The organism is Rhodococcus sp. 27YEA6, from assembly GCF_044908235.1.
GTDB classification, from domain to species: domain Bacteria; phylum Actinomycetota; class Actinomycetes; order Mycobacteriales; family Mycobacteriaceae; genus Rhodococcus_F; species Rhodococcus_F qingshengii.
Genome location: NZ_JBIYCY010000023.1, coordinates 1 through 26,256, shown reverse-complemented (window position 1 = coordinate 26,256; position 26,256 = coordinate 1). Strand labels below are relative to the sequence as shown.

Below are 26,256 nucleotides of genomic sequence, written 5' to 3'. Positions count from 1 at the left end.
ACACCCACGCGACAACGGATGCACCGCACCCCCCGAGCGCATGCCCATCCCCTCTCACTCATTGCTATCCTCACCGCGGTGGTCGTCGCCGCAAGTGGGTGCGCGAGCGGTACCGACGCGGTCGCTTCGGGTGCGAACTTCGATTTCGTCTCGCCTGGGGGGCAAACCGATATCTTGTACGACCCACCCGAGTCGCGAAATAGAATCGGCGCATTGGCCGGGCCTGACCTTATGACCGACGGTAACGATATCTCACTGACTGACTACGCAGATCAGATCGTCGTGATCAATCTGTGGGGACAATGGTGCGCCCCATGCCGCTCCGAGGCCGACGATCTCGAACGCGCCTACGAAGCAACCAAAGACCTCGGCGTTCAGTTTCTCGGGATCAATGTTCGAGATCCTCAACGTGACAAAGCTCAGGACTTCGTCGTCGACAACAACGTGAGCTACCCCTCGATCTACGACCCGTCGATGAGGACCTTGATAGCGCTCGGCGGAAACTATCCGACGAGCGTGATTCCCTCCACGTTGGTGTTGGATCGTCAGCATCGCGTCGCCGCAGTGTTCCTTCGTGCACTTCTCACTGAGGATCTACAGCCTGTCATCGAGCGTGTGGCGGCCGAACGGTGAACGACTTTGCCCAAGGCATCGGGTCCAGCTTCCAGACCGCCGCCTCGAGCGGTCCGTTGCTGCTCGCCGTAGCGGCGTGCGTTTTGGCCGGTCTGGTCTCTTTCGCCTCACCGTGCGTGGTGCCACTGGTTCCCGGATACCTGTCGTATCTAGCCGGCATTTCCGGAGCTGATTCTCCGGCGGTGACCCCTGAAGACGCGACCACGAGACCCGCAGCAGGCAGATGGCGGGTGACAGGCGCGGCAACGATGTTCGTCGCGGGATTCACGGTGGTGTTCGTTTTCGCCACCGCATCGGTATTCGGCGTGATCAGCACCCTGCGCATCAACGAAGCGCTGCTCCAACGTGTGGGCGGGGTGATCACCATCGTGATGGGGTTGACATTCATCGGCCTTATTCCTGCCCTGCAGAAAGACGCACGATTCGCGCCGCGACGAATCTCCTCCCTTGCCGGCGCACCTTTGTTGGGGGGCGTGTTCGCGTTGGGCTGGACACCATGTCTCGGCCCCACTCTCGCAGGGGTTCTTTCGGTGGCGGCCGGAACTCAAGGCACGACGGCAGCGCGCGGGGTGCTGCTGATCGTCGCCTACTGTCTAGGACTTGGATTACCGTTTATCGTGCTGGCGTTCGGGTCGGTGAAAGCGCTCCGAGGCGTCGGATGGCTCAAACGCCATTCACGAACGATTCAGATCGTCGGCGGAATAATGCTCGTCGCTGTCGGTCTGGCACTGGTCACCGGTGTGTGGGGCGTGTTCATCGGCTGGTTGCGCAACGAGTTTGTCAGTTCGGTCGTGTTGCCGATATGACAGAGAGTGTCCCCACGGGAGCTCGCATCCGTCGCCTCCCGAGACTGATTATCCGAGAAAGCATTCGAATGCTGCGCCAGTACTGGCGCAGATTGACGTCGATGAGTACCGCGCTCGTGCTCCTGTTCCTCTTGGCGCTGGCAGCACTCCCCGGAGCAATGCTGCCTCAGCGAAATCTCAACGTGCAGAAAGTGTCCCAGTACATTGCGGCCCAACCAACCCTTGGCCCACTGTTCGACAAGCTGGAGTTGTTCGACGTCTTTTCCAGTTTCTGGTTCACCGCAATCTACGTTCTCCTGTTTCTCTCTCTCATCGGCTGCCTGTTTCCACGCTTGCGGGCGCATCTCGGCGCACTCAGGAGCCAGCCTGTGCGGGCACCTCGGAATCTGTCCCGGTTGCCGCACCATTTCCGCGGCGAGGTAGATATCTCTCACGACGAGGCCTTGACGAGAGTGCGCCGGTCTCTCAAGGGTTGGCGCATCGCAGTCAATCCCGAAAATGATTCCGGAGTATCGGTTTCGGCGGAGAAGGGATATCTGCGCGAGGCCGGGAATCTGGTTTTCCACTTCTCGTTGATCGGGTTGCTCGTCACCGTCGCCATCGGCAAGCTGGTGGGGTACGAGGGTTCGGTCATCGTCATTGCCGACGGTGGTCCTGGATTCTGCAACACCTCACCCGCTGTGTACGACTCATTTCGCGCTGGAAGTGCAACTGACGGAACTGGTCTCGCACCGTTCTGCATCAAGGTCAACGATTTTTCCGCGGACTATCTCGATACTGGTCAGGCCGAAATGTTCACCTCCAACATCTCATACCAGAGCGGGCAGGACATCGCGACCAATACGTGGAAGGACTACCGTCTTCGAGTCAACGAACCGTTGCGTACCGATGGCGCCCGCGTCTATCTGACCGGCCACGGGTACGCGCCGCAGTTCACCGTCACTTTCCCCGATGGCCAGTCCCGTACCGAGACAATGCAGTTTCAACCGGACGACGCGGTGACGTTTCTCAGCAGTGGGGCGTTGCGTTTCGATCCACCCGGCGGTTCGTTCCCCGATCCGAACGAGCGCCGGAAGAATCAGATTGCCATCGAGGGACTCTTCGCGCCGACCGCGGCCTTCAGTGGGACGCTCCTGACTTCGTCGTTTCCCGACGCACGTGATCCTGCGGTCGCGATCGACATCTACAAGGGCGATACGGGTCTGGATACCGGCATTCCGCAATCGATCTTCTCGTTGAATACGGAGATGATCAACCAAGGAAGGCTGGTCAAACAAGATCGTGTGAACCTTCGACCGGGAGAGACGCGGACTCTCTCTGACGGAACACAGGTTCGGTTCGACGGGGCCAAGGAATTCGCCAATCTACAGGTGTCGTACGACCCTGCGCAACAGTGGGTTCTCGTCTTTGCGATCACGATGATGCTCGGACTTCTGACCTCGCTCGTGATCAGGAGGCGGCGCGTGTGGATCCGTTTACGCCCGGGGGCAGCACCGGAGCAGGTCGATCTCGAACTCGGAGGCCTCGCGAGGACCGATCATGCAGGGTGGGGCGGCGAATTCGACGATCTTTGTGAGAAATTGTGGACGGACCAGCACAGTTCTCCTTCTACGGGAGCGGGCCTGTGAGGGTCCCTTCGTCCGAACGTGCACTCACTGCCGACGGTGAACTCGATGCATGCCTGAAGAGTGGTCGCCCCAAACGGCTTTACGGTGGGAACGCTTTGCGTCTCGCGCTTTCGGTGGGCGCTGGGTGGCTGCTATTTCTCAGTTTTCCGCCGCGCACGCTGTGGTTTCTGGCCCCTGTCGCCATCGCCCTGCTGACCGCCGTTCTCCAGGGTCGCAGTCTCCGTGCGGGTTTCGGATTCGGCTATGCCGCGGGACTGGGATTCTTCGTTCCCTTGCTGCCGTGGGTCGGAGCGTATGTCGGTGCAACGCCTTGGTTGGCGTTGGCGGCGATTGAAGCGCTCGCGTTCGGCGTGTTCGGCGTACTGGCAGTGGCCGTCGGTCGCGCTCCCCTTTCCCCGGTGTGGATTGCGGGTGCATGGGTCACCGCCGAAGCACTTCGTAGCCGAATTCCGTTCGGCGGTTTCCCGTGGGGGCGTTTGGCCTTCGGGCAGGCGGACAGTCCGCTGCTGCCGTTGGCTTCGATCGCAGGGGCGCCAGGTCTTTCCTTCGTGACTGCACTGACCGGAACTCTCATCGCCTGGTCACTGGCCGGACCCTCCCGTGTTCGATGGCAAGCATTGGCGAAGGGTGGCGTTGCCGTCGTCCTCATCTTTGTGAGTGCATTGGTGACAAGTTCTCCCGGTGCCGCCCCTGACGAGGTCGTCACTGCTGCCGTCGTTCAGGGCAACGTGCCGCGACTCGGCCTCGATTTCAACGCCCAACGCCGAGCGGTGCTCGATAATCATGTTGCCCGCACCGAGCAGCTCGCTGCCGATGTCGCGGCGGGTCGCGCAGCCCGGCCACGGCTTGTTATCTGGCCCGAAAATGCTTCGGATATAGATCCTTTGGTGAATCGGGATGCGGCAGAGCGACTGGACCGAGCAGCCCGTTCGATCGGGGCACCGATCCTGGTCGGTACGGTTCTCGTAGGTGAAGCGAGCACATCGATCAACAGTGTCATGGTGTGGGATCCCACGGATGGCCCTGGCCAGCAACACATCAAACGACAACTCGTGCCGTTCGGGGAGTACCTGCCGCTCCGACCGATCATTCGTGCAGTGTCGTCGTACGCCGATTCTGCGGGCAATTTCGTTGCCGGGAATGGGAACGGTGTCGTCGACCTCAACGGAGTTCAGGTAGCTGTTGCCACGTGTTACGAGGTGGCCTTCGACGATCTGGTGACCGAGTCGGTCCAGGCGGGAGCCACCGTCATCGCGGTTCCCACCAACAATGCGACCTTCGGCCGGACGGAGATGACCTTTCAGCAATTGGCCATGTCGCGGGTGCGGGCAGTCGAGCACGGTCGCACTGTGTTGATCGCCGCGACCAGCGGTGTCAGTGCGATCATCACGCCGACGGGAGAGGTACGCCAACAGAGCGAGATCTTCACAGCACAGGCATTGACCGACGAGATCGCCCTGCGTTCCGATCTCACACCGGCAACACGTCTGGGCGCGGTTCCCGAGATCGCCCTGGCGGTGATCGTCCTTTCTCTCGCTGCCGCATCTCTCTTCGGGGGCGCGTACCGCTTCTGTCTCGGCAGAAGAACGAAACCATGAATTACTATGATTGATAGTAATTCAGTGTCGGTGCCAGCGCGCAAGGGAACGAGTCCACCAATGTCGAAGAACCGCAAGAAGAACACACCCCGCCCCCGCGGCGGTGGGGTGCCCGGTGGCCGAAGTTTTCCGTGGTCGATATCGATCGCAGTCCTGATTATCGCCGGCCTGGTCTCGGTCATCGCCTACAACATGGTGCCCAAGGCCATCGAGAGGACCGAAGCACAAAAATACGCTCCGAGCGCGGACAACCCGGACCCCTCGCTGTCCATCGAAGGGGTAACCGAAATCGAATACGCGGCCGGCAATCATATTCAAGCGCCTCAGCGCGTTGCATACGATCAAACTCCCCCCTTGGGAGGAGCGCACGATCAGTACTGGGCGACATGCACAGGCATCGTCTACCCGGAGCCGATACGCACTGAGAATGCGGTGCATTCACTCGAGCACGGTGCGGTCTGGATTGCCTACAACCCCGACTCGTTGAATCCGTCCGACGTCGACGCCCTTACCTCCCAAGTCAACGGTAAGCCGTATTCCCTGATGTCACCGTTCCCTGGCATCGATTCCCCCGTTTCGATTCAGTCGTGGGGGCACCAACTCAAAGTCGACAGCGTCGACGACCCCCGTATCGCAAAATTCATCACCGCCCTCAAACAGAACCCGAACACCCATCCAGAGGCCGGTGCCAGCTGTGCAACGGTCCCGGGAGGATTCGACCCGAACGCTCCTTTCCCCTTCGACGCATCTCCGCCAGGCCCTGACGCGATTCCCGCAGCGTCGGAGCAGTCAGCCACTGGTCTTCCCGCAGCAACGACCCCACCTGCGCCGGCGATCACGAGGAGTCGCGAAAATGGTTGAACACGAGGCGGTATCGATTCAATCCGAGTCGGTATCCGATTCATCGGGCAAACGCCATGCCACGCCGGCCGCAGTGTTGGTGGTCGGTATTGTCATCGCTCTGTTGATCGGAATCATCATCGGCCTGTGGGCAAAGGGGCGGATCGAGAACACCTCGCAGGGGGTCCCAGCCGTCGGCGCAGTGGAGGTCGGCTTCGCGCAGGACATGTCGGTTCACCACGGGCAAGCGGTCGAGATGTCGTCCCTCGCATTGGTGAACACTGCCGACCCCGCTATCCGTACGCTCGCGTACGACGTCGTCACTACTCAGCAAAGTCAGATAGGAATGATGCAGGGGTGGCTGTCCCTCTGGGATCGACCCGCCCGGAGCACGGGCGAGTATATGGAGTGGATGCCCTCGACTTCCTCGGCGATGAATCACTCGATGCCCGGCATGAGCACCGGACAAAGTGATTCCGGCGTAACTGAATCAGTCGCGATGCCGGGAATGGCTTCTCCCGCCGAACTCGCGGAACTACGCACCCTGACCGGACCGGCATTTGAGATTCGCTATTTGCAATTACTGTTGCGCCACCATCAAGGGGGAATTCCGATGGCCCAATACGCCGCTGACAATGCCGATCTCCCCGTCGTGACAAATCTTGCTCGACAGATCGCCGCTACACAGCAGGCCGAATCGACCGCATTGCGAGAACTGCTCGCAGTGAGAGGTGCCCAACCGATCCCGATGAACTGACCACTCATCTCACACACCGTCGCATCCGCCGAACCCGATCATCGAGATGCCGAGAGCAGTCATCGACGGGGAAGGGTTTTGAGGAATTCGTTGTAGGCCTCGAGGTCGACGTCACCGTCCCTGGCGGCCTTTTTGTCGACGGCGGCGTTGGTGCGGGTCTCGTCGCGATTCCACCTCATCGCGAAAACCACCATGATGATCAACGCGACGGGTTCTCCGTACGACCATGCCAAAGCCCCCGCCATTTGTTGATCGGCCATCAGATCGACGTTCCAGGACGCCGGCGGATTGGTGAAGGTACTCAGGAGTGGCGAGGTTGCCATCATCAGGATCACGCCGATGAAAACATGGAGAGGCATTTCGACGAAGAGGTCGAAACATCGACCCAGGTTGCTTTGCTTGACGGGCAACGGCCCAGATGAGAGCACCGGAACGATGAACAACACTCCAGTGGCCAGGAAGAAGAGCTCCAGGCCTGTGTGACCGACCCAGGACGACGCCACCAGGTCGAATACCGGCGAGAGGTAGATGCCGTAGTAGCTGAACAGGAACAGTGGAATCGTGACGCCGGGGTGTAGCAGAATCTTCGCCGTCCGGCTTCTGAGTGCCGTCAATGCCAGCTTGAGGATCGGAATTCCCCACCCTGTGTGAGGGGTGGAGCGCAGCAGGAGAAGACCTGGGCTGCCGAGAACGAGCAGTGGTGGAATCGCCATCGACAAGGTCAAATGCTGGAACATCCAGATACTGAAGAGTTCGTACCCGTAGCCCTCGACGGCGAGCCCCGTGACCAGGATCAGCAATATACAGCCGAAGAGGAAGCTGGCCGTCCTCGTCCACGGCCACACCCGACCGGAAGACGTCACCCGGTAGACACCCCAGCCATACCACGCTGCCAGTAGGACTCCGATCAGTGGTAGGACCGGGAGCGGCTGCGGCGCCCACCCCACCATTGCTCCGAACGAAGGCACGGCCTCGGGTAAACGTATCCAGTCCATCACCTACGTGGTCCCTCCCCGCTCGTACTGTGTTGTAACATCTCAGCGCTTCGAGCGCTTGTCTCCGCGGAGAACGATGACCATCCCGATCACGAACAGGATTGCCACTGCGCCACCGAGAATCGGCAACAACAGTGGGGATCCGTCGTCGGAGTCGGCATCGGCGGTCGCCGCCGACGGCGCAACAGTTGCCGGAGGTGTTGCACCTCCGGGAAGCGGCGCCGCATTGTTCGTCGCCGCGTTCAAGGTGAAGGAGTACGACCCCGTGATCGGGTGTCCGTCCTCAGAGATCACCCGGTAACCAACGGTGTAAGTGCCAGACGACATCTGACCGCTCGTCACGAGAGAAACGCGCTCTCCCTGCACCGACGGCTCCCCGGCTCCGACCTGCGTCCCGTCGGCCGCACTGACGGTCACGTTCGCGAAACTCGTCTGAATCTCCTGATTGAAAACCAATTCCACCGAACTCGGCGCAGTGTCGAGAACTGCGTCGGCGGATGGAGTCGATCCGACCAGTGCACTGTGTGCTTGCGCGGTGCCTGCGCTTATGAGCGCACACCCCGCAGCCACCAGCAGCACAACCATTGCACGCCTCAAAATCTGTTCCTCCTACTCGGCTCACACCATCGAGGTGCGGAGTCCGGCGATCGATGCACACCGCACTTCGCTGAGACAATACCTCCGACTACTATGTTGCATAGTATTCAGGGCTGTGTGGTGGCCGGAAGGTTGCACGCATCGACGAACACCGACCAGGTAGGCGGATCCATGAAGTTGACCACCAACGCGAAATTCTCGATAGCCCTGATAGCTGTCTTCGCTGTCGTCCTCGGCGCGCTGTTGCTCGGCAACCGCAGCGGGAGGGAGACAAACAGCGCCAGCGCTTCGGACGCATCGGTTCTTCGCGACGACACGCATCTACTTTCCTCTGCGCCGGACAACGATGTCGTTCTGGTCGAATTCCTCGACTTCGAGTGCGAGGCATGCCTGGCGATGTATCCGACGATGGAGCGGATACGTGCTGAGTACGCTGACCGCATCACGTTCGGTGTACGGTACTTCCCCATTCCCAGTCACACGAACAGTCGACTCGCGGCGCGAGTCGTCGAAGCGTCGTCCAGGCAAGGGAAGTTCGTGGAGATGTACCAGCGAATGTACGACACGCAGACCCAGTGGGGCGAGTCGTCCGAATCTCAAGTAGCCCTCTTCCGTACGTTCGCCCAGGATCTGGGACTCGACATGGCGACCTTCGAAGCAGATATGAATGATCCCGCAGTCGCAGAGCGTGTCGAAGGGGACTTCAACGAAGGTATCGACCTGGGCGTGCAGGGCACACCGGCGCTGTTCCTCAACGGCGTCCAGTTGCCGTCCATGCCGACATATGACGATCTCACCGCTCGCATCGACGCAGCGCTGGCCCAATGACATCAACGGGAGCACGCGGTGCCCACGTCGACACTGGTATACCTCCGACTGTCGACTCGGCCCCGAAAGTGTGCTCCCCCTATGTCGTCGGATGGATTCTCACTGCAGCAGGCGCTCTCGGCTTGGCGGCGTCTCTGATACTGACTATCGAGAAGTTTCAGCTTCTCGCGGATCCCTCATATCGCCCGTCCTGCAGCATCAACCCCGTCCTCAGTTGTGGATCGGTGATGAGTTCTCCACAAGCCTCGATCTTCGGTTTCCCGAATTCGATCCTCGGTATAGTCGGGTTCACCGTCCTACTGACCACGGGAATCGTGACCCTCACCGCCGCAAAGGCACTACCTCAGTGGTATTGGCGCTGTATCGTCATCGGCTTGCTCACCGGAGCGGTGCTGGTTCACTGGCTGATTTTCCAAAGCCTGTACAGAATCCAGGCACTGTGTCCGTACTGCATGGTCGTGTGGGTGGTGACGATGACAGCCCTCTGGTATGCCATTTTGCATCTAGGTGCTCGTAGCGCGTCGACCTCCTCGCGAATCGTGACCGTCGGCACCGAGAAACACACTCTCGTGCTTACTATCTGGATCGTGTCCGTCGCGAGCATGATTCTCAGCGCATTCTGGGACTACTGGTCGACACTGGTCTGACGAGTCCCACGAAAATCTGCCAACGCCGTCGCACTCGGCCAACTGTTGCACGATCAGTCAACCTTCAACTCAACTACTATGGATCTTAGTTTTTAGATCCGCAACCCTCCCGAGTAGAGGGCGATGAGGCCAGGAGAAGGAGACGAATATGAAATTCATGGGTGCAGCGAAAGCGCTAGTCGACAAGGGCAAGGAGGCTGCCTCGAAGAACGCAGACAAGATCGAAAACGCGATCGACAAAACCGCCGCGTCTGCCGAAGCCAAGACCGGTGGAAAACTGACCAGCCAGATCCGGAGGGCTGCGCTTGCGGCAAAGAGAGCGATTCCTCCGAAGAAGTAGCGACTCTCTTTGCCTTGCCGCCTGATTGCTCGTTGGTCTCCACGCCGTACGACTGAGAATCGGCGTCGAGAGCGCGAATAATCTCGCTTCGGTGTGCCCCCCTCGTGACAGCACACCGAAGCGAGGAGCGCTCAGGGTTCGGTCTGCGGAATCACGATACTCGCGTGAAAATCTCTGTGCCACAGCCGCGCAAGGAGGGCGTAATAGGATTCGGTTACCCTCGATTGCGTCGAGAGCGCCGCTTCCGACGACTCGATTGTCGTCGGAACGAGAAGGAGGGCACGATTCGCCAATGCCGCCGCGGAACTCCCGATATCCATCACTGCGCCACTGATACTGGCCGCGGCGTTCAGCACGGGGTCTGGAAGGACAGTGGTGGAACGCATGAAGGTCCGCTCTGCGTCAACGAAATCCGCTCCGGTCTGGAGATGATTCTCGATTGCGGCGATTACTTCGCTGACTCGACGGGTGTGAACCCGAAGTTTGCGGGGGTGCCGGATGTGGCGACGAGATACCGGTGGCAAAGTCCGCAACCGGGCACCAGCATGGTTCGCCACGCCGCCGTCGAGAGCGGTCGGCAGTACGTCTCGAATCAACCAGTCCGTGAGTAGGGCGGCAGCGGTATCTGTTGCCGGGACGATGACCACCGGCATTGTTCGTGTTGACATTGACTTTCCCATCGGTATGGCCGCCGAGCTAATTCTTCTCGTCATCATCGGACGTGGATGCGGTAAGTACCTTCTCCGATTCTGATGAACTCGTCTCCGTCCGGTGACCGGCCCCGACGTGTGCTTCTGCTCGCATCCGAGCAACCATGTGCGGGTAATGCAATTCGAACGCGGGGCGTTCGCTGCGGATGCGCGGCAACTCGGTGAAGTTGTGGCGCGGCGGTGGGCAGGTCGTTGCCCATTCCAGCGAGTTTCCGTATCCCCACGGATCGTCGACAGTGACAACTTCGCCGAATCGGTAGCTTTTGAAGACGTTCCAGATGAACGGGAGGGTGGATGCTCCGAGAATGAAGGAACCGATGGTCGAGACTGTATTGAGTGTGGTGAACCCGTCCGCGGGTAGGTAGTCGGCGTAACGACGCGGCATACCTTCGGCACCGAGCCAGTGCTGAACGAGGAACGTCATGTGAAAGCCGACGAATGTGGTCCAAAAGTGCCACTTGCCGAGGCGCTCGTCCATCATGCGACCGGTCATCTTCGGGAACCAGAAGTAGATGCCGGCGTACGTGGCGAACACGACCGTACCGAAGACCACGTAGTGGAAGTGGGCGACCACGAAGTAGGTATCCGTGACCTGAAAATCCAGTGGAGGGCTGGCCAGCAATACACCGGACAGACCACCGAAGAGGAAGGTGATCAAGAATCCGAGAGAGAACAGCATCGGCGACTCGAAGGTCAACTGCCCCTTCCACATCGTGCCGATCCAGTTGAAGATCTTCACACCTGTCGGCACGGCGATCAGGAACGTCATGAACGAGAAGTACGGCAGCAGGACAGCGCCGGTTGCGTACATGTGGTGAGCCCACACCGCGATCGACAGCGCCGCGATACCCAACGTTGCGTACACCAGGCCGCTGTAGCCGAAGATCGGCTTACGACTGAAGACCGGGAAGATCTCCGAGACGATGCCGAAGAACGGCAGCGCGATGATGTACACCTCGGGGTGACCGAAGAACCAGAACAGGTGCTGCCACAACAGGACTCCGCCATTCGCCGGGTCGAAGATGTTGCCTCCGAGGCGACGATCGTAGAGCAGTGCGAAGAGCGCCGCCGTCAGCAGCGGGAACGCCAACAGGATCAGGACCGAGGTGATGAAGATGTTCCAGGTGAAGATCGGCATGCGGAACATCGTCATACCCGGAGCGCGTAGGCAGACAATGGTGGTGATCATGTTGACCGCGCCGAGAATGGTGCCGAGACCGGAGACGAGAAGTCCTACAATCCAGAGATCCGCACCGACCCCGGGTGAGCTGACCGCCGAACTCAAAGGTGTGTAGGCCGTCCAGCCGAAATCTGCGGCACCACCGGGGGTGACGAACCCGCCTGTAGCGATGAGGGCGCCGAAAAGGTACAGCCAGTAGCTGAAAGCGTTCAGTCGCGGGAAGGCGACGTCCGGCGCACCGATCTGTAGGGGGAGAACGAAATTGGCGAATCCGAACACCACCGGTGTCGCGTACAGCAGGAGCATGATCGTGCCGTGCATGGTGAAGAGTTGGTTGTACTGCTCGTTCGACAGGAATTGCATGCCCGGAATCGCCAGTTCACTACGCATGATCAATGCCATGAGTCCTCCGACGAGGAAGAACGCGAACGAAGTCACCAAATACATCAAGCCGAGCGTCTTGTGATCGGTCGTCGTAACAAGATTCCGTAGCACCGATCCCTTCGGCGCTCTACGCGCGGGGTACGGCCGGGCGGGGATCGGGGGTGATGCAATTGCGGTCATAGTCAGCCCGCTTCCTGTCGAGACGCAAATAGAGTGTGCGACAGAAGCATAACCCAAATACTACGTTGCATAGTTTTTGGGTTCGGGTGGCGCCTCGGCCACCCTTTCGGACTGCCGTCAGGTCACGAGGGCATGAGCGGACGCAGAGAAGACGACCATGGTGGTCAACGCGGCGATGACGGGAACGATCATCGGGAGCACCGCTGCAGAGATACAGACCAGTTTGGTGCCGCGAATCCGGGAATCCGTCTGCAGCCTGACCAAGCGCACCGAGATCTCGTCGTCACCGAGCCCGAGAGTCCACACCGGCTGAGGTAGCGGCGACGTCGCCACCACGCGCAACGCCGACCTGACGGCATCGGGGCTGGTGGCCTGTGCGGCCCGATCATCGGCAGCGAGCTCGACCAGCCGCCGCACCGCAACAGGGGCCGCTTTGAACAGCGGGATCACCGGCAGCGCCTTCGCGAAGACTTCGCACACATTGATGATTCGGTGATGGTGACCTCGCAAGTGTGCCCGCTCGTGGGCGATCACCGCTTCACGCTCGGATGCGGTCAAGCAATCGGAAAGACCTTTGGTCGCTACGACGAACCCTGGCCATCCAGCGACGCTGTAGGCCATCGGCATCGGATGATCAAGCCAGAGAACATCATCCGAAGCCGGATCTGCGCGGGCGATGATCGATACGACATCACGGTGGTAGTCGCGGACCTTCGCTCGGCCCTTATGTTGCCGATGAGCCAAGAACAAGCTGCGAGCGGCGATGAGCGCGGTAACCGCAACTCCGCCGACAGCGAGCACTTCCCCGATCCACGGGGCCATCGCGTGCTGAAAGGCAGTGAAGCATCGCACAAGGGCCTCGGAGAGTCCTTCGGCCGGCGCATGGCTCGGCCACAGAAGGATCGCTACTGCCGATACGGCAAAGAACCCCAGACCTGCGATGCTGCCGATCCATGCCGCGAGAATCGCTGCAGGAGCCAAAGTGGTCGATTCGAAACGCCGCAAAACCTTGGGCATGAACGCTCCGATGAGCACCGCCCCGAGAAAGAGGACTGCAGCGAGAGTCATCTACCGAACCTTGCCGTGATCCAGTGCTCGCCGCAGTGCCTCGTATTCGTCATCGGAGACGTTTTGCGCGAAGTGCAGAAGCGCTGAAACAGAGTCATTGCTGTTGTCGAGTAATTCGCGCATGGCCAGCGAGGCAGCTTCATCGCGGCTACGCGATGGCGAATAGATGTACGCGCGGCTTCGTTTTTCCCTCTGCACCCACCCTTTTTCGTGAAGGTGCGTCACGACGGTCAAGATCGTGGTGTATGCCTTCGGGGCGCCGCCCTCGAAGCGGTCGACCAGATCCCGCACAGACTGCGGCTCGTCTGCATCCCACAGGAGATCCATCACTTCGGATTCGAGCCCGCCGAGTCTCTTCATCTTCCTTCCCCCTTCGGAAATCGTCGATTGCATCAGTCACTGATGGCCGGAGGCTGGATCTGCACCCCGCGCGCGTCCAACCATGCCATAGGATCGACCTTCTGACCGTCTGCCTGCCACACCTCGTAATGCAGATGTGGCCCTGTTGATTGTCCCCTGTTTCCTACCGTCGCAATCAATTCTCCGGCACGCACCTTTTGACCCGCGGTTACCAGAGTCTCGTTGATGTGCCCGAAGACCCCGATCGTCCCGTCATCCTGGAGGATACGGACCCACAGTCCGAAACCCGACGCAGGTCCGGACTCGAGTACCGTGCCGTCGGTCACGGACACGATAGGTGTACCAATCTCATTGGCAATGTCCAACCCGTAATGAGTCGACCCCCAACGCGGTCCGTAGTTCGACGTCAATGTTCCGCTGACAGGAGCCATCGTCAGCGGTTGGCGTGCAGCTGCCTCTCTCGAAGCGCGATCGGTGTCGCGTTCGGTACCTCGAGCCAACTGTTCGGCCAGCCTCCCCAGATCGGCCAGTTTGGGAACCTGGAGAATTTCCGGAGCCGATGCCAGTGCCTGCTCGAGAGGTGCCAGCGGTTGCTGGTCGAGCTCGACGGGAGCACTGACGCTCCCTGTCGATGCATGTGAGGCGGATGTGCCGGCGGCAAGCAAAGCGCCGGTGGCGACCGAGAGAACCAAAGCCCGTCCACCAGGACGATTGCGGGGCTGTCGGCGATGAGCGCCACCGCGTCGCGCCTGAACGCTTCCAGCGACGGATTCACGGTCGACTGCAGATGCGGTGGAGATATAAATCGTGTCGACTGGCAGGTCGCGATCGCTGGGTGGCGTGTCGAAAAGATAGCTTTCCCGAAGTGGGCAGTCGAGATCGTCGGTGTCGGGCTTGCGGTGTCGGGCCAAGATCGCATTCCTTGCGTCGCGGAAGGTCACAGAATGGTGACGGTCCCAGACAGCGTACTACTATTTCGCATAGTTTTTGGGCGAGCGTTGACAAAATTCAGAATGTCGACGAGACGCCCCGCTGCAAATGCACCTTCTCCTACTCATCTGCCGCGCGGTGACATCTCGGCAAGCAGCACGCGTTTGAGGAGAAGCCCTGTCGCGATTGCCAGGGGTATTGCTCCGATCGCGAGTATCAGTCCGGCGCCGAACCGTTGATCTCGTGCGAGGTCGTCGAGCCAGCCGCGCTGCAACGATGTGAAGTACTGATCGGCAATCACCGTGTCAGTGGTGATCAGTGCTGCTGCGAGGCCCCCGTAGGCCAGGAACGCCGCCAGGAGCAGGGTCGTCCTGATCGCGGCGCTCGCTCGTCTCGGCAAGGGATCGACGCCGACCATGACCCAGAAGAACATGAAACCGCAGATCAGCAGGGTTCCGTTGATCACCAGGTGGGGGACGTGCGAGCCGGCGACAGCGCTGTACATCCCTCCCAGGTAAAGGAGAGGCAGGGCTCCGACGAAAATCACAGCAATCACGTAGGGCTGGGACACGAATCGGAACCAGGAGCCTCTGTACACGCTTTGCGCCCATTCCCTCAGCCCGGGCGCATCTCCGGACGATCGTCGAACGGAGAGCCTGAACAGCGTGAACGGGGCGCCCAGGACCAGACAAAGTGGAGCAAGGACCGCCACGGCGGACGTTGCGGCCATATGCACACTCATCACTGCGGGTGCATACCTACCCACTCCCGACGATGTTGCGACAAGCAACACAAGGCACCCCAGAGCCCAGCTGACCGATCGGCACGTCGACCACTGCACGCCCTGCTGCCGGAGGCGAAAAATGCCGACGAAGTAGCACGCAGCCAACACCACGGCGAGAGTTCCGAAAATGAGATCGAATCGCCAGTCGACGAGCAAGCGGCCCGCAGTCGGTACGCCATCGAGCGCATACCCGAGTACCTCCTCGACTCTGCTCGGATCCTGTCGTTCCGTGGGCGCCGGGGGCGGCGTGCGGCCCAGGGCGACGGCGATACCGACGGTTACTGCGAGAACGACCGACTCCACCACTGCCAGACGAATGAAGGTGCGACCGTCGCTAGGGTCCTTCGTCAGTTCGGCGATCGCGATTTTCCTTTGGCGCCAACCTGCCAGTCCGGTGAGGACCAAGGCGGCGACTTTGGCAAGAATCAAGACACCGTAGGTGCTACTCCACACCGCGGTGAGCGGCACCCGCACGGCAGCGTTGACCACACCGCTGATCGCTATGACGACGAACGCCATGAGTGCCACGGCCGAGAAGCGGCGCGCGGCGAAGTCGAGATAGCTCCCCTTTCTGCGGGCATGCAGCACGAGAGCCGCTATTCCTCCCATCCAGATCGACGCCGCAAGGATATGCAGAACCAAACTGTTCGTGGCGATGTCGTGGGATCCGCCCGAGGAGGAGTGACCCGACAATGCCCTGGGGAGCAGGCTGAACAAAGCGAATGCGAGGAGTAACGGTGTCCATGAATATCGCAGGGTCAGACGACACGCAATCGCGAGCACGAGTGTGAGTCCTGCGGTCCATGCCCATGCAGTTGTGACATCGATGTCCGAAATCGCGCGAGCGAACAGCCCTGGATCGGCGAACACGACGGAGAGAGGTTGGCCTGAACTGTCCGAGAGGGTGAGTGGAACGAGCAGCGCCGCGCATACCGCCCAGATAGCGGCGGCGACGCTTGCGGTTCGTAGCGCCAGATATCCGTCGACATCGAGTACACCTGAGGCTTGAGGCGGAACGAGAACGGCAGCCAAAAGTAGACTGCCTACGGTCATCACGGCGGCAACCTCGCCGAACGCCATCACCGCCGGGAGTCCGTAAATCGTCAAGGGCCCCGGATCTGGAAGTCCGAGCAATCGCAGCGCCTCGGAAGTTGATGCGCGCGCCAATGCCGCCGCAGTGATTGCAGCTATGACACCCCATCCCAATACTTTCCGTATGGGTCGTCCGACGACGAGAGTATCGGTGCCGGACGGTTCGGTTTCGATCATTTGCGGGTGGACCTCTCAGCATTGTGGATCTCGCCCGCGCGATCGGTGCTCCGGACCAAAATACTATGACGGATAGTTGCATGGGTGCTTCAGCCAGGGTTTACTGAAACTCTCTCGTTGGCAAATATGCGCATATGAGAATACGACGCTCCAATCATCGGCGAGAAGGGCATATCGAGATGGGTCACGGTCATGGGCACGGCGTTGCGGAACAGGCTGCGAGTGCATCGGGTAAACATGTCCGCAAATTATGGATAGCCGTCGGGCTCGGTCTGGTCACGTTCGTCACGCAAGTCATCGTGGGGTTGTCCACGTCATCGCTCGCCCTGCTCTCCGACTCCGCACACGTCTTCACCGATGTGTTCGGCATCCTCATGGCATTGACCGCTATCTTGCTTGCGCAAAGAGCGCGATCGCGCCCGGATCGCACGTTCGGTATGTACCGGGCGGAGGTGTTCGCTGCCTTGTTCAATGCCCTACTCCTGTTCGGTGTCGCCGGATGGGTTCTCTACGAAGCTCTCGGTCGGCTTTCCGATCCGCCTGAGGTCCCTGGGCTCCCGGTGAGCATTGTCGCTGTCGTCGGCCTCGTGATGAACATCGCGGCATTCTTGCTGCTTCGCAGCGGGGCGAAGGAAAGCATCAACGTCCGGGGCGCCTATCTCGAGGTCATGGCGGACATGCTCGGGTCCGTTGGAGTCCTGATCAGCGGATTGGTCACACTGATCTTCGGATGGCGGTATGCGGATCCGGTGATCGGTGTTGCGATCGGCTTGTTCGTCCTACCGCGTGCATACAATCTCGGCCGCCATGCCCTGCGGATCCTGCTCCAGCACGCCCCCGCCGGCGTGAGCATCACCGAGGTGACGCAAGCCTTGCAGGGGATCCCCGGAGTCAAGGACGCCCACGACCTTCACATCTGGACGCTCACATCGGGCATGGAAGTTGCGTCGGCGCATTTGACGATCGACGAGGAGTCCGATCCGACCAAGGTTCTCGCTGCTGCCCAGGATCTGTTGGCCACCCAGTTCAATCTCGTACACGCGACCCTGCAGGTAGAACCCGCCGCGGGTGACGGGCGTTGCCAGGAGCTTCCGTGGTGAGTACCAACGAGGTGACCACGAACGACAAATCCCCCCATCACAAGAAACGAATTCTCTTCGCTACGACGGTGCTCGTTTCGGTCGTCGTCGCCCTGACGATTGAGCCCGTTGCGCGGAAGCACCTGTCCGGGGTCAACGAGATGGATCTGGGCGTCGTCAGATTGAGGCTGGCATACAACAGTGGTGTCGCCTTCAGCCTGGGTAATCAGCTGCCGAGTGCCGTCATCATCGCCTTTACCGCTCTCGCCACCGTTGGAATCGCCGTATACGCCTGGCGGAGTGTCCCGCAAAGTCGTGGGGTGGCTGTGATCGGTTTCGCTCTGATTGTCGCCGGAGCTGCCTCCAACGTGGTTGACCGAGCCCTCGACGGGAAGGTCACCGACTACTTCCACACCGGCTGGTGGCCCACCTTCAATCTTGCCGATACCTACCTCACCTGTGGATTCATCCTGGTCGTCGTGTCGCTGCTGTTCGAATCCTCGCGCGGGTCCGAACGTGAGATTCAGCGTCCGCAATCCGTGTGACCTGACTCGGGCGAGGAGGGAGCCGGAACGCTGTCGGCAGGGAAAGCAGTCCATCTCTTCGAACTTCTGCGGTTCGAGGTGGCGAAACCACGACGCCCCCACTCGTCGAAAATTCGCGAGGCCCGCCCGGTTTCGGTCAAATCCGTTCGGATAGTTTGGGGGCTATGAAAATAAAGTTTGGCATGACAAACTTTGAGGTGTGACTCTCGTGACTGTTAGGAATGTCGATGCTTCGGTCGGGTGGCCATGAGCGCGCCTTCGCGGCGCCAATTGTTGATCGGTGGGGCGCTCGCCGGATCAGCCGGACTCCTGATGAACGCAGGAAGAGTAGCGGACGCATCGCCTACCGAGCATCCCGGAAACACCAACCCGGGTACCGCCGCACCTGACGGAGACGGCGGAGTCCGTCACGGCGGCACGAGCGGTGCGACCTTTCGGGCCGGTCAGCAGGTGAACCACACTGCCAACGGGTTTCATCCCACGGCAATGCTGCGGGACTTCGACTACGGGACGACCTCCGAATTGCCTGACGGTCGAACGCTACGCGAGTGGGAGATCTTCGCAGCCGACGAAGAGATCGAGGTAGCACCCGGAGTCTATTTTCCGGCGTGGACCTTCAACTCCCGTATTCCGGGCCCCGCGTTGAGATGCAGTGAGGGAGACCGGCTCCGAGTGAAGTTCGTCAACGGTTCCGCGCACCCACACACGATGCACTTTCACGGAATCCATCCCGCTGAAATGGACGGAATTCCCGGGGTGGGCAGGGGAATCATCGAGCCGGGCGAATCATTCATCTACGAATTCGATGCCACCCCTTTCGGATTGCATCTCTATCACTGCCACGTCAACCCACTCGCAGAGCACATCGCCCGCGGCATGTACGGCACATTCATCGTCGATCCAGCTCAGGGACGCCCTGTGGCCGACGAAATGGTGATGGTGATGCACGGCTACAACACCACATTCGACGGGCAAGGAAACCAGCTCTACGCCGTCAACGGCATCCCGTTCCATTACATGCACGAACCAGTACAGGTGAAACGAGACGAACTGGTTCGCATCTATCTGGTCAACATCCTCGAATACGACCCGATCAACAGCTTCCACCTACACGGAAACTTCTTCGACTACTACCCGACCGGGACACGCCTCGAGCCCAGCGAATTCACGGACACGATCATCCAGGCCCAAGGTCAGCGCGGAATATGCGAACTGCGCTTTCCCTACCCAGGCAAGTACATGTTCCACGCCCACAAAACCGAATTCGCAGATCTGGGCTGGATGGGATTCTTCGAGGTGACCGAATGACCGGCACCCCGGATCCTCCCCCTCAGACGAGCACTCATGAGAATTCCCTTGGCGCTGCGGGTTCCGCGCAGACAGAGTCCGATCAAAGCCACGCATCGCGCACCGGCCTTTGGCTCCGAGGCGCCGCAGTGCTCGCGATCATCGTCATCGCCCTGACTGCGCTGGCAATGCTCGCAGGACAAAGTCTCCCCAAACGCACCGGCCCACCGATCGAGAACATCTCCGTCGAACGAACGGCCCTCGAACCAGGCCGAATCACGTTGACGCTACGCAACACCGGCCCCGACGCGGTGACCGTCGCGCAAGTTGCCGTGAACGACACATTCGTCGATTTGGTAGGAGCTGCAGATCCCATCGGCAGACTCGAGTCCCAGACAATCACCCTCGACTACCCGTGGATCACCGGCCAGCCCTACCTCGTCTCGATGCTCACCTCCACAGGGTTGGTCATCGAACACGAAATTCCCGCTGCCGTAGCAACTCCCGCCCCTGGAGTGGCGTTCTTCGGCTTGATGGCCCTATTGGGCACATACGTCGGAATCATCCCGGTCCTGCTCGGGATGCTCTTGCTGCCTGTGATGCGGCGCGCCGGCGTCAGGGCAGTCAGATTCGTGCTGGCCGTCACGATCGGTCTGCTCGCCTTCTTGATCTTCGACGGCACGAGCGAGGGGTTCAAACTGGCAGCAGCCTCGAGCGGAGCCTTCGGCGGCGGCACTCTCGTCGCTCTCGGCGCGGCGATCGCCTTCCTGACGCTCACATGCATCGACCGATACCTGCGCGGAAGACGCCGAGTCGGCACGACAGGCGCATCCGAACTCAGACTGGCACTGATGATTTCCATCGGCATCGGATTGCACAATCTCGGAGAAGGCCTCGCGATCGGATCCGCGTATGCGGTAGGTGAGCTTGCGCTCGGCGCGTTCCTCGTTATCGGATTCACCCTGCACAACACAACAGAGGGGCTCGCGATCATCGCACCGTTGGCTCGGCGACGCACCCCCCTACTGACCTTGTTGGGGTTGGGATTGATCGCGGGTGCGCCGGCAATCCTCGGTGCTGTTATCGGGGCGGGCGTCGACAACCGTGAAGTATCTGCGTTGCTGCTCGGAGTCGGTGTCGGGGCAATCATTCAAGTCGTCATCCAAATTGCACCGTCCCTGCGCACACAAGGCCGCTCGGACCTGGATCCTATGGTCCTCGTCGGCGTCGGCGTCGGAATACTCCTGATGTTTCTCACTGGTTTGGTGGTCCCCGCATGAGCACGATCGATCCATCCGACATCAAGGTCGGGCGCCGAACGGTCCTCCTAACAGCCTGCGCAACAACTTGTCTCGCCGTCGCCGGATGTAGCACCCAGAACGACAGCAAGGCACCCGGCGTAACCCTGGGCAGTGCCGAGGTTCCGATATCAGCGGTTCCTGTCGGCGGCGGAGTCATTCTGGCGGATGAGCAAGTCGTGATCACCCAGCCGCAGGAAGGCGTGTTCCAAGCCTTCTCTGCGGTATGTACCCACCAGGGATGCGTAGTCTCCGAGGTCAGCGATGGAACGATCAACTGCCCATGTCATGGCAGCCGATACTCCATCGTCGATGGCTCGGTCGTGCAAAGACCGGCTCAGAAGTCCCTACACAGTTACCCCCTTTCTCTCACTGGGGACACGATCATCGTCAACTAACCGGAGAACGGCACTTCCGAACTGGAACAGTGCGAAGGTTGTCACGGAGCAGTGCGTTCGGCGGCGCCGAGGAAGTGAGAGATGTGTACTCTGCGCAACCCGAGTTTTCGGCGTACGGCCTATCGCATTGGGCCGTCATCGCTCTGTTTGTCGTGGGTTCTGTGTTTCTGATCTGGGCGGGACGCAGACAGACCGAGGTGCAAGCTCGCCACCTCAGCCGCGTCCTCGGCGGAATACTGGCGGTGATATACGGCTCGGCGGTGCTCTACTCGCTGTCCTCGCCCACGCTAGGAGGATCCGTACCCCTACAACTCACCGATCTCGCAACAGTGTCCGCGATCTACGCATTGTGGTCGCACCGACATTGGCCGTTCGCCCTCACCTACTACTGGGGGCTTGTATTGAGTACGCAGGCGTTGATTTCACCGGCTCTGGCCGGGCCAAACTTCCCCGGTTACGAGTTTCTTGCCTTCTGGGCGATTCACCTGTTTGCCGTCTGGGCCGCGATCTATCTCACGTGGGGCCGGAGAATGCGACCTACATGGCGCAGCTACCGCCTCGCGGTGCTGGTCACGCTCACATGGGCGATAGTCACTTTCATCTTCAATCGCGTCGCCGATACCAACTACGGCTTTCTCAACGCCAAACCTTCCACCGCATCGCTGCTGGATCTGATGGGTCCGTGGCCGGTGTATCTGTTTTCTGGGATGACGATCGTATTCGTCATCTGGGCTCTGATGACGTGGCCGTGGGAGAGAGACGGGAGTCTCGACAAGGATGCCGCGGATCAACCTATGGGCTAGCCCGCCCTCGCTCGACCTTCGCACCCCTGACACTGAACTGCTTTCACAACAACAATCTGCACAGAGTCCCGCCCAACAGAACTGCCGGGCAGCCCAGTGGCAGGCCAACGAGAGCGGCAGATGTGATTGCTCAACCGGTATGTGGATCCGGTGGGCGGCGCACGCTCCGATCGGCGACTCGCGGCGCCTCGGAGTTTCACCCACGCGAGTTCGTCGGCACGTGCTTGATCCCATCGTCGACACCTATAACGAGAGTCGTCTGTCGACATACCGCAGATTATTCACTTTTTCCTGTATTCATCATTTTCTGTATTATGGTTGATATGGATACCTTGCTGCATCGGGACGCACTGTCAAGATTCGGATACGCCCTCTCGGACTCGACGAGAACCCAGGTACTGCTCAGCCTGCGGGAGACCCCGGGGTATCCGTCGGACCTCGCCGACCAGATCGGGGTCTCGCGTCAGATTCTCTCGAATCACCTCGCTTGCCTGCGCGGATGCGGACTCGTCGTCGCCGTCCCCGAGGGCCGCCGAACGCGCTACGAGCTGGCCGATCCACGGATCGGGGACACCCTCGGCCAGCTGATGGACCTCGTCCTCGCCGTCGACCCCACTCTGTGCCCGAAATCGGATGCCGAAGGCTGCTGCTGACCGTGTCACGAATAGGGAGAACCGCCATGTCTACGCCGACCACCGCAGTTCGCGCACTGTACGAGCGTGAAATGTCCTCCGCGCACACCGCGTCCGACGACGCGATCCGGTGGAGTCACCTCGAACGCGCCCATATCCTCTCGCAGCCACATCCGTGGCTGCATACCCGCAACCACCTCTCGATGCTCAACCTAGCGCTGCGGCAACATGATCGACGCGAAGCACTCGGTCAAGTCCTCCGCACTGTGGTCGCCGCCCCCGGATCGCTGAGTGGGCGGTATCCGGTCGGCAACACCGGACGCACTGCCGTCGGGCTGATGACACCGATGCCGATCCCGACTGACATACAGAAACTGCTAGCGCGCAGCAACACCGAAGATACCGGTGCTGCAGCCGAGAGCACTCATGGCTGACGCATGCTGCGGCCCAGACCCCAGCGCGCAAGACGCCACCGAGGTGCACGAGAGTGAGCAACGACTCTGGCATGTCCGCGACCTGCAGATAGCCGCAGCAGCAGCGCTTCTACTGGCGATCTCCTGGCTGATAGGACGCGCCGGCGCCGACGCCGCCGGCGCAACCGTAGCGTTCGTCGCCGCGATCATCGCGGCATCGACCTTCGTACCGAACACCCTGCGGAATCTGCGCCACGGCCGCATCGGCGTCGGAACCCTGATGACGATCGCCGCCATCGGCGCGATCACACTCGGCCAGATCAACGAAGCCGCGATGCTCGGAATCCTGTTCTCCATCGCCGAAGGCCTCGAACACTATGCCGTGACCAAAACCCGCCGTGGCCTGCGAGCACTCCTCGCCTTGGTGCCCCCGACCGTCTCCGTCCTGCGCGGCGGCCGCGAAGTCACGATCGAACCGGACGAGCTGGCCGTCGGTGACCGCATGATCGTGCGCCCCGGCGAACGCGCCGCCACCGACGGCACCATCGCCGCCGGCACCACCAGCCTGGACCTGTCCGCGATCACCGGCGAATCAGTCCCCGTCGAAGCCGGACCGGGCGATCAACTCCATGCCGGGGCGATCAACGGCGGCGGAGCTATCGAAGTCGACGTCACCGCCCGCGCCTCCGACAGCTCACTCGCTCGGATCGTGCACATCGTCGAAGAAGCCCAGGACCGCAAGGGGTCCGGCCAACGCCTCGCCGACCGCATCGCCCGCCCCCTGGCACCGGCAATCATGGCCCTCGCCGCGCTGGTCGCCGGAATCGGCGCACTCCTCGGTGATCCGATGCTGTGGATCGAACGCGCACTGGTGGTACTCGTCGCTGCATCACCCTGCGCACTCGCGATCTCCGTGCCGCTGTCGGTGGTGGCGGCGATCGGTGCCGCAAGCCGCAACGGCGCCCTCGTCAAAGGCGGAGCGGCACTCGAAGAACTCGGCCGCATCACGGTGGTCGCCCTCGACAAGACCGGCACCCTCACCGCCGGAGCACCCGAAGTCATCGACGTCGTCACCACACCCGGAACTACCCGCGAACAAGCACTCTCGGCCGCAGCTGCACTCGAATCTCGCAGCGAACACCCACTCGCCCGAGCGATCCTCGCAGCCACCGGGACCATCGAACCAGCCGACGACGTCACCGCCGTCGCCGGACACGGACTGCACGGCACACACCACGGCATAGTGCTGCGGCTGGGAAAACCGGGCTGGGTCGAACCCGGCGCCCTAGCCGCCGACGTCGACCGCCTGCAGCGCGATGGTGCCACCGTCGTCCTCGTCGAACGCGGCGGCGTGGTGATCGCGGCGATCGCCGTCCGCGACCAACTGCGGCCCGAAGCACCCGAAGCGATCCGCCAACTTACCGCACTCGGCATCGAAACAGCCATGCTCACCGGTGACAACTACCGCACCGCACAGGCCCTGGCGGAGCAAGCCGGAATCGGCACCGTCCATGCCGAACTGCTCCCCGAAGACAAAGCCCGACTCCTCCACGAGATCTCCGGAGGCCGCCGCATTGCGATGGTCGGCGACGGAGTCAACGACGCCCCCGCCCTGGCCACAGCGAACGTCGGCATCGCCATGGGCGCAATGGGCACCGACGTCGCCATCGAAACCGCCGACATCGCACTCATGGGTGAAGACCTGCGGCACCTGCCGCAAGTCCTCGCTCACGCCCGCCACGCCAGGGCCGTGATGCTGCAGAACATCGGACTCTCCCTGGCCATCATCGGCGTCCTCATCCCGCTCGCCGCCACCGGCGTCCTCGGACTCGCCACCGTGGTGTTCGTCCACGAATTCGCCGAAGTCCTCGTCATCGCAAACGCTATTCGCGCCGCCCGCACCACGCCACTTCCCGGCCAACCTGAGATTCCGCGCACAACAGGCCAGTTGAACGTAAGCATGCCGCCGTCACGTCACGATCTCGGTGACGCCTGCTGCACACCTGCACCTGCACCACTGACACTGAACAAACACGAAGGCACACCACCCACCATGTTGACGCTGACTACGCCGCACCCCACGAAAGCCGACGGCGAATCCGACGGCGGTTGCTCTTGTTGTGAAACCGCTGATCCGGAGCCGATAGAGACTCACCAACGCGGAACGTGACATCCGGCTGCCACGAGGAACCGCCTAGACCGGCGGGAATCGTGACTCATCAACCCGCTCGCCATCCCTCGGCACTCGCACTAAGCGCTGCTTCGAGTCACTGATCACATATGACGGATCGGTTGCCGAAAATGCTTCGATTGACGGTTCAGAAAATCAGGAATGCGCTGCTGTCCGGCGTTCGAGAAGGACTGTATCGCGCCATATTCCGTCGAATTAGGCGATTTTCTCCCGGATCCCGATGGTCCGAAATCCCGTCGCATTGCCCGCCACCAACTTCCAAGCACTTACGTTGCGTGCTTGTCGAACACCGAGTACGTGCTGGCAAGAGCGTGACGAGGCTCTCGCGTTCACGTGAATCTACCTTGTACGCAACCGCCTATCCAGACCAATTGGGGCTGCCATCGGATCGGCGAGGTCCGATCGCAATGACCTATCTATGTCCAGTCGATGTGTACGGATTCGATGGAATCGAAGTGAAATCCGAAAGTGTCGCCGTACTGGTCGAAGCCCTTGTTTTCGGGGTAGTCCATCGTGGCGTGACGTTCGAGGATGGCAACCACCCGGGCATGATCGTCGTTGGCCAAAGCCATGGCGAGTTCTCGTGTTTCGTCGAGACTGAAGGGGCTGTCGGAGTTCGCGAAATCGAGGGTACGCACTCGATAGTCGTAACCTTCTTCGGAGCCGTTGCGGACGGACACTCCCCCGCGGACTCGGATGGTGGCCTTTTTGGGTTGCCCGTCGGGTCGTAGGACGCCGGCGCGGTCCATGATGTCGCGAGCTTTGACGTTTTTGAGTTTCTTTTTCGCATCGGCGCGCAGTTCGTTCGTTTCGCCGGAACGGTACCGAGAGACCGCAGAGCGTGAACGTCCAATTTTCTGTGCGACTGCATCGATTCCACCGAGGCGTTCGATGGCGACTCGCCGCCTGGCACGTTCGGTGACGTCGGGGTGCGGGATTCGTCCTTGCTGCGCCCAGCGACGCAATGTTCGGTCAGAGGGTGGCTTTCTCCCGGCGTCGACAGCTGCTTGCCGTAAGCCTTCTTTGCCGATTTCGGTACGAATCTGGCGCACGGAAACTTTACTGGTGAGTCCCGC

The 26,256-nt window shown here is 60.9% G+C and carries 27 protein-coding genes; 18 read left to right on the top strand and 9 right to left on the bottom strand.

The genetic code is table 11. The features are described from left to right. Positions 1 to 18: 18 nt before the first annotated feature. From ABH939_RS30655 to ABH939_RS30630, 6 genes are read left to right on the top strand one after another with little or no spacing between them, the layout of a single operon-like run. Entirely contained in the window at positions 19 to 633 is a 615-nt protein-coding gene (locus ABH939_RS30655; RefSeq protein ID WP_047270604.1) for a TlpA disulfide reductase family protein, read from the top strand. Further along, on the top strand, positions 630 to 1,439 hold the full coding sequence (locus tag ABH939_RS30650; protein ID WP_047270602.1) for a cytochrome c biogenesis CcdA family protein: 810 nt from the start codon (positions 630 to 632) through the stop codon (positions 1,437 to 1,439). The genes ABH939_RS30655 and ABH939_RS30650 overlap by 4 nt, the downstream gene beginning before the upstream one ends. Continuing rightward, positions 1,436 to 3,067, top strand: a complete 1,632-nt coding sequence (locus tag ABH939_RS30645; RefSeq protein WP_054827427.1) for a cytochrome c biogenesis protein ResB — start codon at positions 1,436 to 1,438, stop codon at positions 3,065 to 3,067. Before ABH939_RS30650 ends, ABH939_RS30645 begins: the two co-directional genes overlap by 4 nt. Further along, complete coding sequence (gene lnt, locus ABH939_RS30640) at positions 3,064 to 4,665, top strand: apolipoprotein N-acyltransferase (protein WP_054827437.1); 1,602 nt, start codon at positions 3,064 to 3,066, stop codon at positions 4,663 to 4,665. Before ABH939_RS30645 ends, lnt begins: the two co-directional genes overlap by 4 nt. Positions 4,666 to 4,725: 60 nt before the next feature. Continuing rightward, positions 4,726 to 5,526, top strand: coding sequence for a DUF3105 domain-containing protein (locus ABH939_RS30635; RefSeq protein ID WP_047270598.1), 801 nt, complete (start codon positions 4,726 to 4,728; stop codon positions 5,524 to 5,526). Beyond that, positions 5,519 to 6,262, top strand: coding sequence for a DUF305 domain-containing protein (locus tag ABH939_RS30630; RefSeq protein ID WP_064113085.1), 744 nt, complete (start codon positions 5,519 to 5,521; stop codon positions 6,260 to 6,262). The genes ABH939_RS30635 and ABH939_RS30630 overlap by 8 nt, the downstream gene beginning before the upstream one ends. Before the next feature lie 59 nt (positions 6,263 to 6,321). On the opposite strand, the gene ABH939_RS30625 is transcribed toward ABH939_RS30630, so the two are convergent. Then, positions 6,322 to 7,257 (bottom strand): cytochrome c oxidase assembly protein, encoded by a 936-nt coding sequence (locus ABH939_RS30625; protein WP_054827426.1) that lies wholly within the window; start codon positions 7,255 to 7,257, stop codon positions 6,322 to 6,324. Between the two features lie 42 nt (positions 7,258 to 7,299). Further along, entirely contained in the window at positions 7,300 to 7,842 is a 543-nt protein-coding gene (locus tag ABH939_RS30620; protein ID WP_241064927.1) for a copper resistance CopC family protein, read from the bottom strand. 183 nt (positions 7,843 to 8,025) lie between these two features. Here ABH939_RS30620 and ABH939_RS30615 point away from each other — a divergent pair, with 183 nt between their 5' ends. The 3 genes from ABH939_RS30615 (at position 8,026) to ABH939_RS30605 (ending at position 9,669) form a co-directional block, all read left to right on the top strand. After that, a complete protein-coding gene (locus ABH939_RS30615) occupies positions 8,026 to 8,682 on the top strand; it encodes a DsbA family protein (RefSeq protein WP_151096981.1) in 657 nt (218 codons plus the stop codon). Beyond that, positions 8,679 to 9,329, top strand: a complete 651-nt coding sequence (locus ABH939_RS30610; protein ID WP_052959927.1) for a vitamin K epoxide reductase family protein — start codon at positions 8,679 to 8,681, stop codon at positions 9,327 to 9,329. The genes ABH939_RS30615 and ABH939_RS30610 overlap by 4 nt, the downstream gene beginning before the upstream one ends. 148 nt (positions 9,330 to 9,477) lie before the next feature. Then, positions 9,478 to 9,669 carry an antitoxin gene (locus tag ABH939_RS30605; RefSeq protein ID WP_047270593.1) on the top strand — a complete coding sequence of 64 codons (192 nt, stop codon included), beginning with the start codon at positions 9,478 to 9,480 and terminating at the stop codon, positions 9,667 to 9,669. Between the two features lie 131 nt (positions 9,670 to 9,800). On the opposite strand, the gene ABH939_RS30600 is transcribed toward ABH939_RS30605, so the two are convergent. The 6 genes from ABH939_RS30600 to ABH939_RS30575 all read right to left on the bottom strand — a co-directional run bounded on the left by ABH939_RS30600 (position 9,801) and on the right by ABH939_RS30575 (position 16,534). Then, on the bottom strand, positions 9,801 to 10,337 hold the full coding sequence (locus ABH939_RS30600; RefSeq protein ID WP_223304456.1) for a hypothetical protein: 537 nt from the start codon (positions 10,335 to 10,337) through the stop codon (positions 9,801 to 9,803). A gap of 28 nt (positions 10,338 to 10,365) precedes the next feature. After that, positions 10,366 to 12,123, bottom strand: a complete 1,758-nt coding sequence (ctaD, locus tag ABH939_RS30595) for a cytochrome c oxidase subunit I (RefSeq protein WP_151096983.1) — start codon at positions 12,121 to 12,123, stop codon at positions 10,366 to 10,368. A gap of 117 nt (positions 12,124 to 12,240) precedes the next feature. Continuing rightward, a complete protein-coding gene (locus ABH939_RS30590; protein ID WP_151096985.1) occupies positions 12,241 to 13,191 on the bottom strand; it encodes a M56 family metallopeptidase in 951 nt (316 codons plus the stop codon). Then, positions 13,192 to 13,551 (bottom strand): BlaI/MecI/CopY family transcriptional regulator, encoded by a 360-nt coding sequence (locus ABH939_RS30585; RefSeq protein WP_011133443.1) that lies wholly within the window; start codon positions 13,549 to 13,551, stop codon positions 13,192 to 13,194. A gap of 32 nt (positions 13,552 to 13,583) precedes the next feature. Next, complete coding sequence (locus tag ABH939_RS30580; protein WP_241064928.1) at positions 13,584 to 14,462, bottom strand: M23 family metallopeptidase; 879 nt, start codon at positions 14,460 to 14,462, stop codon at positions 13,584 to 13,586. A gap of 143 nt (positions 14,463 to 14,605) precedes the next feature. Continuing rightward, positions 14,606 to 16,534: a bifunctional copper resistance protein CopD/cytochrome c oxidase assembly protein gene (locus tag ABH939_RS30575; RefSeq protein ID WP_151096987.1), complete on the bottom strand. Its 1,929-nt coding sequence runs from the start codon at positions 16,532 to 16,534 to the stop codon at positions 14,606 to 14,608. Positions 16,535 to 16,713: 179 nt separating this feature from the next. On the opposite strand from ABH939_RS30575, the gene ABH939_RS30570 reads away from it, so the two are divergent. From ABH939_RS30570 to ABH939_RS30530, 9 genes are all read left to right on the top strand, one after another. Continuing rightward, positions 16,714 to 17,634, top strand: coding sequence for a cation diffusion facilitator family transporter (locus ABH939_RS30570; RefSeq protein ID WP_003944635.1), 921 nt, complete (start codon positions 16,714 to 16,716; stop codon positions 17,632 to 17,634). Further along, positions 17,631 to 18,158, top strand: coding sequence for a signal peptidase II (lspA, locus tag ABH939_RS30565; protein ID WP_151096989.1), 528 nt, complete (start codon positions 17,631 to 17,633; stop codon positions 18,156 to 18,158). Before ABH939_RS30570 ends, lspA begins: the two co-directional genes overlap by 4 nt. 246 nt (positions 18,159 to 18,404) lie before the next feature. Then, positions 18,405 to 19,466 carry a multicopper oxidase domain-containing protein gene (locus ABH939_RS30560; RefSeq protein ID WP_151096991.1) on the top strand — a complete coding sequence of 354 codons (1,062 nt, stop codon included), beginning with the start codon at positions 18,405 to 18,407 and terminating at the stop codon, positions 19,464 to 19,466. Beyond that, on the top strand, positions 19,463 to 20,725 hold the full coding sequence (locus ABH939_RS30555; protein WP_241064929.1) for a ZIP family metal transporter: 1,263 nt from the start codon (positions 19,463 to 19,465) through the stop codon (positions 20,723 to 20,725). Before ABH939_RS30560 ends, ABH939_RS30555 begins: the two co-directional genes overlap by 4 nt. After that, positions 20,722 to 21,141, top strand: a complete 420-nt coding sequence (locus ABH939_RS30550; protein WP_151096993.1) for a ubiquinol-cytochrome c reductase iron-sulfur subunit — start codon at positions 20,722 to 20,724, stop codon at positions 21,139 to 21,141. Before ABH939_RS30555 ends, ABH939_RS30550 begins: the two co-directional genes overlap by 4 nt. An 83-nt stretch (positions 21,142 to 21,224) precedes the next feature. Beyond that, entirely contained in the window at positions 21,225 to 21,944 is a 720-nt protein-coding gene (locus tag ABH939_RS30545; protein ID WP_151096995.1) for a TIGR02206 family membrane protein, read from the top strand. Positions 21,945 to 22,267: 323 nt separating this feature from the next. Continuing rightward, positions 22,268 to 22,597, top strand: a complete 330-nt coding sequence (locus ABH939_RS30540) for a helix-turn-helix transcriptional regulator (RefSeq protein WP_030538015.1) — start codon at positions 22,268 to 22,270, stop codon at positions 22,595 to 22,597. A 26-nt stretch (positions 22,598 to 22,623) separates the two neighbouring features. Further along, a complete protein-coding gene (locus ABH939_RS30535) occupies positions 22,624 to 23,010 on the top strand; it encodes a DUF3703 domain-containing protein (protein ID WP_047270586.1) in 387 nt (128 codons plus the stop codon). Further along, the gene (locus tag ABH939_RS30530; protein ID WP_404650621.1) at positions 23,003 to 25,159 is read left to right on the top strand and encodes a heavy metal translocating P-type ATPase; all 2,157 of its coding nucleotides are present in this window, start codon (positions 23,003 to 23,005) and stop codon (positions 25,157 to 25,159) included. The genes ABH939_RS30535 and ABH939_RS30530 overlap by 8 nt, the downstream gene beginning before the upstream one ends. 437 nt (positions 25,160 to 25,596) lie before the next feature. Here ABH939_RS30530 and ABH939_RS30525 read toward each other — a convergent pair. Then, positions 25,597 to 26,256 (bottom strand): hypothetical protein (locus tag ABH939_RS30525; protein ID WP_404650620.1); only part of this gene is annotated, 660 nt, incomplete at its 5' end.